The following is a 16,283-nucleotide window of genomic DNA, read 5'->3' on the forward strand; positions in this document are numbered from 1 at the left end:
GGCGTTTTTTGAACCTGAGCCTCGATCAGCGTATGAATGCACTGCTCGCTCGGGAAGGCCGCAGCCGTGGCGTTCCAATCCAGCATCTGTTGACGTTCGGCGTCGTTCAGTATCGGCAGTTCGGAAATGCGCTGGCCGGGATTGGCGCAGATGGCTCGCAACAGGGTTTGCCAGTGCCCGGCCATGCGCTCGATGGTGCTGCGATCAAACAATGCGGTGGCATAAGTCATGCCCGCACTTAACCCACCCTCGTGTTCGGCGGTATTCAGGGTCAGGTCAAACTGCGCCGGGTAGCTGTTGAGTTCGACTGATTCAACCTGCAGCCCCGCCACTTCGCTCACTTCGGCGCTGGCCTGATTCTGGTGGTTGAACATGACCTGGAACAGCGGACTGTGACTGAGGCTGCGTTGGGGCTGCAGCGCTTCGACCAGTTGCTCGAACGGCAGCTCCTGATGCGCCTGAGCCTGCAACGCGGTGTGTTTGACCTGTTGCAACAATTCATCGAAGGTCGTGTGCAGGTCGAACCCGGCGCGCAACACCTGAGTATTGACGAAAAAGCCGATCAGACCTTCGGTTTCAGCACGGGTGCGGTTGGCAATCGGCACGCCAACCCGAATGTCGGATTGACCGCTGTGGCGATGAAGCAGGCTCTGGAACGAGGCCAGCAGCACCATGAACAGGCTCACGCCCTGCTGACGGGCCACGTTTTTCAGCCCTTCGATCAACGCCTCATCCAGCTCGATGGCGAGTCGCGCCCCGGCATGACTTTGCAACGCCGGACGCGGTCGGTCGGCAGGCAGTTCCAGAATCGGTTGCGCGTCACCCAGTTGCTGTTTCCAGTACGCCAACTGCCGGGCCTGCTCGCCCGCTTCCATCCAGCTTCGTTGCCAGAGCGCGTAATCAGCGTACTGCCTGGTCAGCTCGGCCAGCTGCACATCATGGCCCTGACTGAAGCCTTCGTAGAGACGCACGAGTTCCTTGACCATGATCGGCATCGACCAGCCATCGGACACGATGTGGTGCTGGGTCAGGATCAGTACGTGCTCGTCGCGGCCCGGATGCAGCAGTTTTACGCGCAGCAGCGGCCCCCGCTCCAGGTCGAACGGACGCTGCACTTCGCGTTGCACAACAGCTTCAATACTCTGCCCGCTCGGCACCGGCTCGACCGTCAGGGTGAAGGCGCGGGCCGGATGGATAACCTGTACCGCCAGCTCGCCGTCCTGACGGAAGGTGGTACGCAGGGTTTCATGACGGGCAATCAATGCGCTGAAACTGTTTTCCAGCGCAGCGATATCCAGCGAGCCGCTCAGGCGCAACACGGCAGGCGTGTTGTAGGCCGTGCCTTGCGGGTCCAGTTGCCAGAGGAACCATTGACGTTGCTGGGCGTAAGACAGACCCAGCGGCTGACTGCGGTCGGCTTTGACAAACGACGGCGTGCCGGCAGCCTGACCCTGACCCTGACCCTGACCTGCGCACTGCGCGAATGCGGCCAGATCCCGGGCTTCAAACAGATGTCGCAAGGACAGCTCGACACTGAGCTGCTGACGAACACGCGAAATGACCTGCGTGGCCAGCAGTGAATGCCCGCCCAGTTCGAAGAAATTGTCGGTACGACCGACCTGCTCAACCTTCAGCACCTCGGCCCAGATCGCGGCCAGTTGCTGCTCCAGCTCACCTTCGGGCGCCACGAACTGCGCCTGCAACTGAGTGGCATCCGGTGCAGGCAGTGCCTTGCGGTCCAGCTTGCCGTTGGCGGTCAGCGGCATGGCATCCAGCAACACGAAATGGGTCGGCACCATGTAGTCCGGCAGGTGGGCTTTCAGCTCGCGTTTCAGGGTGTCACGCAGGGTGTGCGGGTCCTGTGCAGGGTCGGTCGGCACCAGATACGCCACCAACTGATCCTCCAGCGCCAGCACGATCACTTCGCGCACCTGGGCGTGGGCCTGCAAACGCGCTTCGATCTCTCCCAGCTCGATGCGGAAGCCACGGATCTTCACCTGATGGTCGATACGCCCGGCGTACTCGATCACGCCTGCCGAGCGATAACGCGCCAGATCGCCGGTGCGGTACAGGCGTCCGCCGTCCTTCGAAAACGGATCAGGCACGAAGCGATCGGCGGTCAGCGCCGCACGGTTGTGATAACCCCGCGCCAGGCCCGCATGACCGATGTGCAGTTCACCGCTGCACCCCTGAGCGACGGGATTGAAGTCGGCGTCCAGCACGTACCACGACAGGTCAGGAATCGCCTCGCCGATGGGACTCGCAGGGCTCTGCGTGTCGGCCTGAGTAATTGGCCGATACGTGACGTGAACGGTGGTTTCGGTGATGCCGTACATGTTGATCAGTTCGGGAGACTGATCGCCAAAGCGTTCGAACCAGGGCGTCAGGCTGGTCACGTCCAGGGCTTCACCACCGAAGATCACCGAACGCAGGGCCAGGGGTTTGTCGTTCTCGCAGGCCACGTGCATTAACTGCTTGAAGGCCGACGGGGTCTGGTTCAGCACGGTGACCTGCTGCTCGATCAGCAAGGCATGAAAGTCTTCCGGCGAGCGGCTGGTGTCACGCGGCACGATCACCAGTCGACCGCCGTGCAGCAGCGCGCCGAAGATTTCCCAGACCGAGAAGTCGAAGGCGAAGGAGTGAAACAGCGTCCAGACGTCCTTTTCGTCGAAGCCAAACCAGTCATCGGTGGCCGCGAACAGGCGCATCAGGTTGCGGTGCGCCAGCAGCGTGCCCTTGGGCTTGCCGGTCGAACCCGAGGTGTAGATCACGTAGGCCAGGTTGTCCGGCGTCGTATGGTTGACCGGATTTTCAGAGCTATAGCCGTCCAGCGAAGCCTCGATCAACAGGCACTGCACATGCGCCGGAACCGGCAGTAAGTCCAGCACCGATGCCTGGGTCAGCAGCAGTTCGATGCCGCTGTCCTGCATCAGGAACGCCAGGCGGTCCTGAGGATAATCCGGGTCCAGCGGCACGTAGGCGCCACCGGCTTTCAGGATCGCCAGCAGGCCGACGATCATGTCCAGACTGCGCTCGGCCGCCAGCCCCACGCGCACGTCCGGGCCGACGCCCTGCTCGCGGAGTTTGTGGGCCAACCGGTTGGCGCGGCGGTTGAGATGGTCGTAGCTCAACTGCTCGCTACCCAGACTCAGGGCGATGGCCTGCGGTGTTTGTGCAGCCTGCGCCTCGAAACGCTGATGCGCGCCTTGCTCGGTCGGATAAACCTTCAGACCGGCATTCCAGCCCTGCAAGGTCGCCTCGTGCTCCTCGGCGCTCAGCAACGGCAGGTCGGCAATGCGCTGCTGTACATCGCTTGTCATGGCTTGCAGCAGGTTGCGCCAGTGACCCGCCATGCGCTCGATGGTGGATGCGTCGAACAGGTCAGTGGCGTAGGTCAACGATGCGCCGAGCCCGTCCAGACGCTCACAGGTGTCCAGCGTCAGATCGAACTGCGCGGTGTGTTTGTCGGACAGCTGATATTCAAGACGCAGCCCTGCCAGCTCGCGGGCTTCGTTGCGGGCTTCGGTCTGGTGGTTGTAAGCGACCTGAAACAGCGGACTGCGACTCGGGTCGCGCTCCGGCTGCAGGGCTTCGACCAATTGTTCGAACGGCAAGTCCTGATGGGCCTGAGCCTGCAAAGCAGTCTGTTTGATCTGTTGCAGCAGTTCGGCCACGCTGGTTTGCGCCGAGAACTCGGCCTTGAGCACCTGAGTGTTGACGAAAAAGCCGATCAGCCCTTCGGTTTCGCTGCGGTTGCGGTTGGCAATCGGCACGCCGACGCGCACATCGTCCTGCCCGCTGTAGCGATGCAGCAGGGTCTGGAACGAGGCCAGCAACAGCATGAACACGGTGATGCCCTGCTCACGGGCGAGGGACTTGAGGCGGTTCAACAGTGCGGCGTCCAGCTCGATATTCAAGCGTGCGCCATGAAGGTTGCGCACAGCCGGACGTGGACGGTCGGTGGGCAATTCCAGCACCACTGACTGATCGCCGAGCTGGGTTTTCCAGTACTCCAGCTGCCGTGCCTGTTCACCCATTTCCAGCCAGTTGCGTTGCCAGATCGCATAGTCAGCGTACTGGATCGGCAGCGGCTCACGTTCGATCGCGCGCCCCTGGCTGATCGCCTGATACCCCTGCAGCAGTTCCTCGACCATGATCGGCATTGACCAGCCATCGGACACGATGTGGTGCTGGGTCAGGACCAGCACGTGTTCGTGATCGGCAAGCTGCAACAGCCTGACGCGCAGCAGCGGTCCGTGCTGCAGATCGAACGGCTGTTGCACTTCGTGATCGACGTAATCCTGGACCGACTGGCCATCGACAAGCCGGTCGACGTTCAGCACAAAAGCCGACGCCGGATGCACAACCTGAAACGCTTCGTCACCCTGCTGCTCGAAGCGTGTACGCAGGGTTTCGTGGCGCTCGATCAACGCCTCGACGCTGCGACGCAGGGCTTCACGGTTCAGCGGACCATGCAGCCGCAAAGCCAGCGGGATGTTGTAGGCCGCGCTGTGCGGCTCCAGTTGCCAGAGAATCCATTGCCGCTGCTGTGCAAAGGACAGCGCAGCCGGTTCCTGCGTCTCCCTGGGGAAGATCGGCGTGACTCCGTAAAGATTCACCCCCTGGCGCTTGAGCAGGACCGCAAGCGCCTTGCGTTCACGGGGGGACAGCGATTTAACGGAGTCAAGCAACTGGTGCACGGGTGTTTCTCCTGAACAACTGAACTGAAGCATTCCTGAGGGAACGGGCGCTGTGCCCTGACGAAACGCTATCTCGCGGCAGACACTGGACTGTGGAAGGCGGCTTGCCAGCGATCCATGGATGCGGTTGGTCAGGCAAACCGCATCGTCGTTTTTCGCGCGCAAGCCCTCTCCCACAGTCTGTTTTTTGCTGCAAACCTGCGCTGTATCAGGGAATAAAAATGCCCTTGCGCCACGCAACACCATCAGGCCAGCAAATTATCAATTTCCTCCGCTGATAAACGTTTGAGAGCCTCCAGTGATTTAGTCAATTCGTCCTGTGCATGGTCACTTTCGCCGTTTTTCTGTTGAATCGTGACGCTGAAATCGGCGAGCACGGGGTGTTCGAACAGATCCTTGAGGCTGACCTCGTGCTGCAACTGTTCACGCACACGTACCAGCATCTGCACCGCCAGCAGTGAATGTCCGCCCAGTTCGAAGAAATTGTCGGTACGACCAACCTGCTCGATCCTCAGCACCTCGGCCCAGATCGCGGCCAGCTGTTGCTCCAGTTCACCTTCGGGCGTCACGAACTGCGCCTGCAACTGAGTGGCATCCGGCGCAGGCAGTGCCTTGCGGTCCAGCTTGCCGTTGGCGGTCAGCGGCATGGCATCCAGCAACACGAAATGGGTCGGCACCATGTAGTCCGGCAGGTGGGCTTTCAGCTCGTTCTTCAGGGTTTCACGCAGGGTGTGCGGGTCCTGTGCAGGGTCGGTCGGCACCACATACGCCACCAACTGCCCTTCCAGCGCCAGCACGATCACTTCGCGCACCTGGGCGTGGACCTGCAAACGCGCTTCGATCTCGCCCAGTTCGATGCGGAAGCCACGGATCTTCACCTGATGGTCGATACGCCCGGCGTACTCGATCACGCCTGCCGTGCGATAACGCGCCAGATCGCCGGTGCGGTACAGGCGTCCGCCATCCTTCGAAAACGGATCAGGCACGAAACGTTCGGCGGTCAGCGCCGCACGGTTGTGATAACCCCGCGCCAGGCCCGCATGACCGATGTGCAGTTCACCGCTGCGCCCCTGAGCGACGGGATTGAAGTCGGCGTCCAGCACGTACCACGACAGGTCAGGAATCACCTCGCCGATGGGACTCGCAGGGTTCTGCGTGTCGGCCTGGGTGATCGGCCGATACGTGACGTGAACGGTGGTTTCGGTGATGCCGTACATGTTGATCAATGTGGGGGACTGATCGCCAAAGCGTTCGAACCAGGGCGTCAGGCTGGTCACGTCCAGGGCTTCGCCACCGAAGATTACCGAACGCAGGGCCAGGTTTTTTCCGCTTTCGCAGGCCACGTGCATCAACTGCTTGAACGCCGACGGGGTCTGGTTCAGTACGGTGACCTGCTGCTCGATCAGCAAGGCATGAAAGTCTTCCGGCGAGCGGCTGGTGTGACGCGGCACGATCACCAGTCGACCGCCATGCAGCAGCGCGCCGAAGATTTCCCAGACCGAGAAGTCGAAGGCGAAGGAGTGAAACAGCGTCCAGACGTCCTGCTCGTCGAAGCCAAACCAGTCATCGGTGGCCGCGAACAGGCGCATCAGGTTGCGGTGCGCGAGCAGCGTGCCCTTGGGCTTGCCGGTCGAACCCGAGGTGTAGATCACGTAGGCCAGGTTGTCCGGCGTTGTGCAATTGATCAGGTTATCGGCGCTGTAGCCGTCCAGCGAAGCCTCGATCAACAGGCACTGCACATGCGCCGGAACCGGCAGCAAGTCCAGCACCGATGCCTGGGTCAGCAGCAGTTCGATGCCGCTGTCCTGCATCAGGAACGCCAGGCGGTCCTGCGGGTAATCCGGGTCCAGCGGCACGTAGGCGCCACCGGCTTTCAGAATCGCCAGCAGGCCGACGATCATGTCCAGACTGCGCCCGGCCGCCAGCCCCACGCGCACGTCCGGGCCGACGCCCTGCTCGCGCAGCTTGTGGGCCAGCCGGTTGGCGCGGCGGTTGAGATGGTCGTAGCTCAACTGTTCGCTACCCAGACCCAGGGCGATGGCCTGAGGTGTTTGTGCAGCCTGCGCCTCGAAACGCTGATGAGCGCACTGCGTGGTCGGCCAGACCTGTACCGCCTGTGTCCAGGTGACCGGCAGCGACAATTCGCCCAGACAGGCGGATGCGTCGGCACTCAGGCGGTGCAGCAAATGACCAAAGTGCGCGGCCAGTTGCGCGACCGCTTCGGCGCTGAAGTGCTGACGGTCGTAACTGAAGCGTACCGACAGGACGTCGGCAGCCTCGATCACCAGCGTCAGCGGGTAATGCGCCTGATCCTGATTACGCAACTCGCTGAACGTCAGCCCGTCCGGCGCACGCTGCAGCGCCTCGGACATCGGGTAGTTCTCGAACACCAGAATATTGTCGAACAACGCTTCGCCGCCGCTCCGCGCCCAGCGCTGAATGTCATACAGCGGCGTGTGTTCATGCTCGCGCAGCGCCAGGTTTTTCGCCTGCACCTGCTGCACCCAGTCAGCAACGGTCTGCTCAGGGCGCGGGCTGGCAATGACCGGCAGGGTATTGATGAACAGACCGAGTTGTTCCTCGACGCCTGGCAGGTCCGACGGGCGCCCGGCCACGGTGGCACCGAAGGTCACGCTCGACTGACCGGTGTAGCGTTGCAGCACCAGTAGCCACGCAGACTGTACCAGCGTGTTGAGGGTCACGCGTTGCTCACGAGCAAACTCGCTCAGGCGTCTGGTGCCGTCTGCATCGATCAGGTGTACGTAATCAGCATGCCCCTGCCCACTCGGCGACGACTTGAGCGCCTGCACCAGCCGGGTCGGCTCGTCCAGTTCGGCCAGTTGCGTGGTCCAGAAACGCTGGCTGAGAACAGCGTCCTGAACGCTCAGCCACTCGATGTAATCCCGATAACGCCCGGCCGGTTTCGGCAGCGGCTGGCCGCTGTAGCGTTGCAGCACTTCACCCAGCAGGCGCGAGCTGCTCCAGCCGTCCATGAGAATGTGATGGCTGGTATATATCAGTTGATAAGCGTGTTCGCCGGTCTGCAAAAGAGCCAGTCGCAACAGCGGCCCCTGTGCCAGATCGAAGCCCTGTTGCCGATCGTCGTTGGCCCAATCATCCAGCCAGTGATCCGGTTTGCCGCGCGCATCCAGTACCAGAAAAGGCACATCAGCCTGGCGCTGCACCACTTGCAGCGACTGCTCGGCGTGGCTTACAAAACAGCTGCGCAGCACGTCATGAGCGTCCACTGCAGACTGCCAGGCCGCCTTGAAACGCGGCACATCCAGCGCGTTTACCGTCACACGAAGCTGATTGATGTAGTTGCCCGCATCCTGTTCGAACAGGCTGTGAAACAGCATGCCCTGCTGCATCGGTGCCAGCGGGTAGATGTCCTGAATGTTGCTTGCAGGCACCGACAGACGGTCAAGCTGCACCTGACTCAGGCGGGCCAGCGGGAAGTCCGACGGTGTGACACCCTGATGCCCGGCCGCACAATGTTCAATCAGGGTGGTCAAGGCCTGTTCGTAACGACGCGCCAGAGCATCGATGGTCGAGGGCTGGTATTGCTCGCGGCTGAACGTCCAGTTCATCTGCAGCTGGCCGTCGAACACCTGGCCATTGAGGCTCAGGCTATTGGCCAGCGGGCCGTCTTCATCCAGTGCGACACCGGCACTGTCTGCGCTTGGCAGCCACAGGGCATTCTGGCTGTCGAAGCTGGCGTCGAACTGGCCCAAATAGTTGAACGTGACGTGCGCTTCGGGCAACGCAGCCCATTCGCGGGCGAACGACGGCTCGCGCAGATATCGCAACACGCCGTAACCGATGCCCTTGTTCGGCACCGCGCGCAGTTGTTCCTTGATGCCGCACAGGCTCTCAGCCAGCGTGGAGTGAGGCGTCAGGCGGACCGGAAACAGGCTGCTGAACCAGCCGACTGTGCGGCTGAGGTCCATGTCATCGAACAGGTCTTCGCGGCCATGACCCTCCAGCTGAATCAGCACGGATGGCTGTCGACTCCACTCGCAGAGCACCTGCGCCAGTGCCGTCAGCAGCAGGTCATTGACCTGAGTGCGGTAGGCCGACGGCGCGACTTTCAGCAACTGATGGGTCAGTTCCCTGCTCAGCCAGGACGATGCATGGGCTGCGTCGCGATTGCGCTGCGTGCCATTCGGCTTGTCGCGAGGCAGCGGTTGATCGGCACCCTTCAAGGCCTGCAGCCAGTAATCACGCTCGGCTGTGAGTGCGTCGCTCTTTGCATGGTTCTGCAACTGTTCAGCCCAACGCTGGAACGCGCTGGTTTTTGCAGGCAGCGTCAGTGGCTGACCAGCGGCCAGCGCCTGATAACTCTGTTGCAGGTCTTCCAGCAGCACCCGCCATGACACGCCGTCGACGACCAGATGGTGAATGACCAGCAGCAGGCGCTGCTCGCCTTGCGGCAGGTTGACGAGCACGGCGCGCAGCAGCGGACCGGCTTGCAGATTCAGACTGCGCTGGGCCTTGTCGGCCAGCGCGGTCAGGTGCTCGCGATTGTCCAGTTCATGGACCCAGAGCAGATTGCGTACGTCCTGCGCACCAAAGCTCGCGTGCCACTGGCCGTCCTGCTGGACGAAGCCCAGGCGTAAGGCGTCATGGTGTTCGATCAGCGCAGTGAGCGCGCTTTGCAGCCGGGTCGCGTCGAGTGCCGTTCGCGGCTTGAGCATCACGGCCTGATTCCAGTGATTGCGCTCGGCAATCTCCAGCTCAAAAAAACGCGCCTGAATCGGCAGCAAGGGCAATGAACCGCTGCTCTGCTCCACCGTCGCCACCGGTTTTTTCTGAATCAGCTTTGCCACCGACGCCAACTGGCCAATGGTCTGTTTTTCAAACAACTGCTTGGGGCTGAGCTTGATGCCCTGACGCTTGGCGCGGGCGATAATTTGCAGGCTGAGAATCGAATCGCCACCCAGCTCGAAGAAGTTGTCGCTGCTGCCGACCTGCTCCAGCTTCAAGACATCCGCCCAGACCGCAGCAAGCTTTTCCTCGATCTCGCCCACCGGTGCGGTGTAGCGCTGGTGAACCACGCCCGGCTTGGGCAAGGCACGTTTGTCGAGTTTGCCGTTGGCCGTCAGCGGCAGGCGGTCGATCAGCATGATCTGCGCAGGCACCATGTAGTCCGGCAGCCTTGAAGCCAGTTGTTCGCGCAGGGCTTCAGCGCTGGCAGATGCTGCGCAGTACGCAACCAGTTGCAGGCGCGATTCGTCGCCTTCCATTGGCAGCGGCAGTACGCAGGCCTCGCTGACCGATTCGAGTGCCAGCAGCACCCGCGCCACTTCGCCAGGTTCGACCCGATAGCCGCGCACCTTGACCTGATCGTCGGCGCGACCAATGAATTCCAGCAGTCCTTCATGATTGCGACGCATGCGGTCGCCGCTGCGGTAGGCCCGAGCGCCATGCTGGGCGAACGGGTCCGGCACGAAGCGTTCGGCGGTCAGCCCAGGTTGTCCGAGATACCCCAGCGCCACGCTGTCGCCGCCGATGTACAGCTCACCGGTCACCTGCGTGTCGCTCAGGTTGAGCACGTCATCCAGCACATACGCCTGAGCGCCCGGCAACGGTGTGCCCACTGGAACAGGACGCAACGGGTCGAACGCGAGCACTTCGTGGGTCAGCACCCCGACCGTGGTCTCGCTCGGGCCGTAATGGTTGATCACCCGGCATTCCGGCCTGAGCTGTCGAATCTGCTCGACCAGCGTCGGCGGACAGGCTTCACCGCCGACGATCAATGCGTGTTGCGGGAGCACATCGGCGGGTTGGCTGGCCTGCATCAACGCCGCCAGATGGCCGGGGACGATTTTCAGCACGCCGACCCGATGTTCGGCCATGTAACGGGCGAAGCCGTCCGGGTCGAACCCGAGGGTTTCAGGCAGCACGTGCAGGGTGCGACCGGAACACAAGGCGCCGAACAGCACGGTGTGGCCCAGGTCGGCGGCGATGGTCGAAATCAGCGCCATGCTCGCGTCGGGAGCCAGTTGCAGTCGATCCAGCAAACCACGTACGTAACTGGCCAAAGCGCCATGGCTGACCAGTACACCCTTGGGTTGGCCGGTGGAACCGGAGGTGTGAATGACGTAGGCCGGCGACTCGGCGACAAGCGTCGGTTCGAGGGTATTGGCGGGCAAGTCCTGCCACAACGCAGGCGTCCAACTGACGCCCTGACAGCCCTCGACTGCCAGCAACCCGGCCCGCGCATCGCCTTCGCCACACAGCACCACTTTGGCCTTCGCATTGGCCAGCATCTGCTGCAAACGCGCATTCGGCGCCTTGACGTCCAGCGGCATGTACACGCCACCGGCCTTGAAAATCGCCAGTACTGACGTCAGCCAGTCGAGCGAGCGCTCCATCAATACAGCGACCGGCTGGCCTTGCTGTACACCCAGTCCAATCAAGTGGCGGGCGAGCTGATTGGCGGCCTGATCCAGCTCCAGCGTGCTCAAGGTGCAGTCCAGATAACGGGCCGCAAGCGCATGCGGCTGCCGTTCGACCTGACGATGCCACTGTTGCAATGCCGAAAGAGCGGGCTCAAGCGGACGTGGTGCCTGCTCGACCGCCAGAGCGCCCAGACTGAACAGCGGCGCCTCGGGCGCAGCGAGCAAGGTCCGGAACAGGGCCAGCAATTCAGGCACGAAGCGCTCGACCGTCGAACGGCGATACAGGTCGCTGGCAAAGGCCATGTCGCCATGAATCAGCGTGCCGTCATCGGTGATGTCCAGCGCCAGGTCAAAGTGCGCGCCCTGCTTGTCGAAAGCGTATTCGCTGACGTCCAGACCCGGCAGTCTGAGCGCGGTCTTCTGCTTGAGTACCACGTTCTGGTTGAACTTGGCCTGGAACAGCGGGTTGTGACCCAGATTGCGCTCCAGTGCCAGATGATCGACCAGTTGTTCGAACGGCACGTCCTGATGCGCCTGCGCGCCAAACGAGGTGTCACGAATCTGCGTCAGCAGGTCCAGGTAACTCAAGCGTTCGTCAACCTGACAACGCAGCACCTGGGTATTGATGAAAAAGCCGATCAGCCCTTCCGTCTCGGCCCTGCCCCGATTGGCGTTGGGCACTCCGATACGGATATCGCGCTGTCCGGCCTTGCGCGACAGGAACAGCGAGAAACCGGCCAGCACCAGCATGAACAGGCTCATCCCGTGAGTGCGGGCAAAAGCGTTGAGTTGATACGACAGGTCGGCACCGAAATCGAAACGCAGGTGTTCGCCCTGATAGCTCTGCGCAACCGGCCGCGGGAAATCCTGTGCCGCGTCGAGCAGCGGCTGCTCGGTGCCCAATTGATCGCGCCAGTAAGCCAGTTGCCGCTCGCCCTCGCCCGCCTCCAGCCAGCTGCGTTGCCAGATCGCGTAATCGGCGTATTGCAGCGGCAGTTCCGGCAGGCTCGGTTCGCGGCCTTCGCTGTATGCCTGATAGGCGTGGACGAACTCCTGAATCATCACATCCATCGACCAGCCGTCGGAGACGATGTGGTGCATGCACACCACCAGTACATGCTCCTGGTCGGCCAGGCGGAACAGGTGAACGCGCAGTAGCGGACCCGAACGCAGATCGAAAGGCTGAGCGGTGACAGTCGCCACCTGCAAGGCCAGTTCGGCATCGCGTTGCACGGTGTCGAGCGCGGACAGATCACTGCGCTCCAGCGCCACGTGCTGGTCGTGCAGCACCATTTGCAGCGGCTGGTCGCCGTCGGTCTGGAACACGGTGCGCAGCACTTCGTGGCGCTCGATCAGATGGTCGAATGCACGGGTCAGCGCCGCCTCGTTCAGCATGCCATGCAGACGCAGGCCGGTGGTCATCTTGTAGGCATCGCTCGACGGATCGAGCTGCCAGAGGAACAGCAGGCGCTGCTGAGCGAAGGACAGAGGGATCTCGGTGAAGTCATGACGACTGACCGGTACCGGCAACAGACTGAAGTCCTTGCCGTCCTGACGCAGCCGGGCGAGAAACTGTCGGCGTTGCTCCAGCGACAGGCCGACAAAACGTTTCGCGATACGTGCAGCAGTGGTCCCGGTCATGCTTCAAACTCCTCCAGCGAATCCATGAACTGGTCCATATCGCTCCAGTCGTTGTCAGGGGTGTTGGCGGTCAGCAGCGTGACCTCGGCGGCCTGATCGCCCAGCACCGGTTTTTCGAACAGCACGCGCAACGGCAGGCTGACGCCCAGTTGCGTCTTGATGCGGGCAATGACTTGCGCGGCCAGCAACGAATGGCCGCCCAGTTCGAAGAAGTGATCATCGAGCCCGACCCTCGCCGTGTGCAGGACTTCCTGCCAGATGGCTGCGAGGCAGATTTCGACCTCGCTGTGCGGCGCACGATAAAGAGCCTGCAACTGACTGGCGTCCGGCGCGGGCAAGGCCTTGCGGTCCAGCTTGCCGCTGGGGGTCAGCGGCAGAGTCGGCAGCAACAACAGGTGGGTCGGCACCATGTAATCCGGCAGGCTGCCCTGCAACTCGGCTTTGATGCGTTGGCGCAACGTCAGTTGCCCGGTTTCGCTGATGGCTGCGGTGTGCGGCACGATGTAGGCCACCAGGTGCGTGCTGCCCGCCAGAGGAATGGCCAGCACCACGGCTTCGCGCACGTCATCGCACTGCTGCAGGCGCGACTCGATTTCACCCAGTTCGATGCGGAAGCCGCGAATCTTCACCTGATGATCGACCCGGCCAACGTATTCGATGGCGCCATCCAGACGCTGCCGGGCGCGGTCACCGGTGCGATACAGGCGCTCACCCGCTACGAACGGATCCGCGACGAAACGCTCGGCACTCAGCCCCGGCTGAGCGTGATAACCCCGTGCCAGCCCTGGCCCGCCGATGTACAACTCGCCCACCGCGCCTTGCGGCAGGAGGTTCAGGTCGTCGTCGAGGATGTAAAGACGACGTCCGGCCAGCGCATGCCCAATGGGCACGCCACGCCAGGACACCGCTTCGGGCATCAACGCACTGCAATCATGAATGCTCGACACCACGGTGGCCTCGGTCGGGCCGTAGGTGTTGAGCAGGCGCACATGGCCCAGACCCGCGTCGCGCCACAGACGCAGCCCTTCGACGGCCATGGCCTCGCCGCCCACGTGAATCTGCCGCAGTGCGCCGTAGTGCGCGGGCGGGCTGGCCGCGAAGTCCTGCACCAGCGTGAGCCAGTAGGCAGCGGGCAAATCGGCCAGGGTCACGCGATGCTCGACGACTGCCTGATGGAAGGTCGCGCTGTCCCACACCCTTTGGTCACGCAGCACCACGGCTGCGCCTCGGCACAACGGCGGGTAGAACTGTTCGACGAAGCCGTCAAAGCTGTGAGTCGCGAACTGCAGCACCCGGTCGCCGTCACGCAGGTCGCTGTAATCGGCACCGAGGGTGACAAACTCAGACAGTGACCCATGACTGATCGCCACCCCCTTGGGCCGTCCGGTGGAGCCGGAGGTATAGATCACGTAAGCGAGACTGGCCGGATCGACCGGAACCTCCAGGTCTTGTCTGTTGGTCGTCATGTCACTGATCTGATCAATGCACAGGCAATCAAGACCCTCCGGCATTGGCAATGCGGCGAGGCGGTCACTGTGGGTCAGCAGCAGCCTGAGGCCACTGTCCTCCATGACATGCCGCAGACGCTCGCTCGGCGCCGACAGGTCCAGCGGCACATAAGCGCCACCCGCCTTGAGCACGGCCAACAGCGCGACAGGCATTTCCAGAGAACGACCCAGCGCCACGCCGACCAGCACACCCGGCCCTGCGCCGCGCTCGCACAAGCGTCGAGCCAGTTGATTGCTACGCGCGTTCAGTTCGGCGTAAGTCAGGCTGGGCGAATCGGCGCCCTGGGCGAGGATCAGCGCCACGGCATCCGGAGTACGTCTGGCCTGCGCCTCGAACAGTCGATGCGCAGGCGTGCTGCTATCGTCGTTGATCGCGTTATCGACATCCAGCAATTGCATGCGCTCGTCAGCCGCCAGCATCGACAGTTGCGACACGGTTTGCAGTGGATCGGCACAGACCGACGCCAGCAGGTTGCGCCAGTGCGCGGCCAGCCGGGCAATGGTGACCTCGTCGAAAATATCGGTGGCGTAGGTGAATGCAGCGTTCAACTGCTCGCCTTCACCGCTGGTGGCCAGCATCAGGTCACTGGCAGCGGCGTGGGAGCGCTGGGCGAGTGCCTGTTGTTCGGCAGGCAGATTGGCCACGCGCAAGCCACAGGCCAGTTGTTTGTCGAGCAGATCGGCGACCACCGGCTGGTGATTGAACATCACCTGGAACAGCGGGTTGTGGCTCTGACTGCGCTCGGGCTGCAGGGCGTCGATCACCGCATCGAACGGTAACTCCTGATGCGACTGTGCGCCGGTCGAAGCCTTGGCCACGGTTTGCAGCAGATCGACAAAGCGCGTCTGTGCCGTGACTTCGCTGCGCAGCACCTGAGTATTGATGAAGCAGCCGACCAACCCTTCGGTTTCGCTGCGGGTGCGGTTGGCGATCAACCCGCCGACCCGGATATCGGTCTGTCCGCTGTAACGGTGCAGCAGGCTTTTGAAGGTCGCCAGCAGGACCACGAACAGCGTCACGCCGTGGCGCTGGGCGAGGGTTTTCAGGTTGCGCAGCAGCTCGGGCTCCAGCGCCAGTTCGAGGCGTGCACCTTCGTGGCTGGGCAAGGCCGGGTACGGGCGGTCTGTCGGCAGCTCCAGCACGGGATGTTCGTCGCCCAGATGCGCACGCCAGTAATCCAGCTGCCGCTCCTGCTCGCCGGCTTCCAGCCAGCTGCGCTGCCACACGGCGTAATCGCGGTACTGCACGACCAGCGGCTGAAACGGCAGCGGCTGACCGGCGACCAGCGCATCGTAGCCTCGCAGCCACTCGTCGATCAGCACGTTCATCGACCAGCCATCGGTGATCATGTGGTGCAGGTTGAGCAGCAGCACATGCTCCTGCGCGGCCAGACGCAAGACGCGCACCGTGAACAGCGGCCCGTGCTGCAGATCGAACGCCTGCACCGCCTGCCCGGCCATGGCCTGACGCGCCGCGACCCAGCGCTGATCGACCGGCATCGCACTCAGGTCAGTCAATTCGATGCGCACGGGAGTCGCAGGTGCCACACGCTGAAAAGCCCGGTCGCCTTCCTGACCAAAGGTCGTGCGCAGGCTCTCATGACGCTCGACCAGCGCGCTGAAGGCCTGCTCCAGCAGCGGCAGGTCCAGCGCGCCCTTCAGGCACACTGACATCGGCAGGTTGTAGGCTGCGCTGCCGGGGTCCAGTTGCCAGAGAAACCACATGCGCTGCTGCGCGTAAGACAGCCCGTCACGCTCGGCCAGCCCCTCGCACGACGGGATCGGGAACAGCGAGAAATCCATGTCTTCACGACGCATGCCGTCGAGAAACAAGCGACGTTTTTCCAAGGGTAACTCGACAAAACGGCGAGCGAGTTTCTGGGCGTGTTCGGGGTTCATGGGGCATGTCCTTGCTGAATGGGGCTGACCGTGTGGCGCGGCCGTCTCAACAAGAACGAATTGGCGGGGAAATATTTAGAAAGGTTTTGAGGGAGATCGGCAGAGACATGTGCGCGCCTTCCAGATCGGAC

General features: G+C 62.6%; 3 protein-coding genes. All 3 read right to left on the reverse strand.

What is annotated here, in order from left to right; genetic code table 11:
- Window positions 1–4,700, reverse strand: a 4,700-nt coding sequence (locus JTJ32_RS18040) for a non-ribosomal peptide synthetase (RefSeq protein WP_210042852.1), incomplete at its 3' end; no start/stop codon positions are given.
- Window positions 4,701–4,945: 245 nt separating this feature from the next.
- Window positions 4,946–12,745 (reverse strand): non-ribosomal peptide synthetase, encoded by a 7,800-nt coding sequence (locus JTJ32_RS18045; protein WP_210042853.1) that lies wholly within the window; start codon window positions 12,743–12,745, stop codon window positions 4,946–4,948.
- Window positions 12,742–16,152 carry a non-ribosomal peptide synthetase gene (locus JTJ32_RS18050; protein ID WP_210042854.1) on the reverse strand — a complete coding sequence of 1,137 codons (3,411 nt, stop codon included), beginning with the start codon at window positions 16,150–16,152 and terminating at the stop codon, window positions 12,742–12,744. The genes JTJ32_RS18045 and JTJ32_RS18050 overlap by 4 nt, the downstream gene beginning before the upstream one ends.
- Between the last annotated feature and the right edge of the window lie 131 nt (window positions 16,153–16,283).

The sequence above is a fragment of the Pseudomonas alliivorans genome (assembly GCF_017826695.1).
Taxonomy (GTDB): Bacteria; Pseudomonadota; Gammaproteobacteria; order Pseudomonadales; family Pseudomonadaceae; genus Aquipseudomonas; species Aquipseudomonas alliivorans.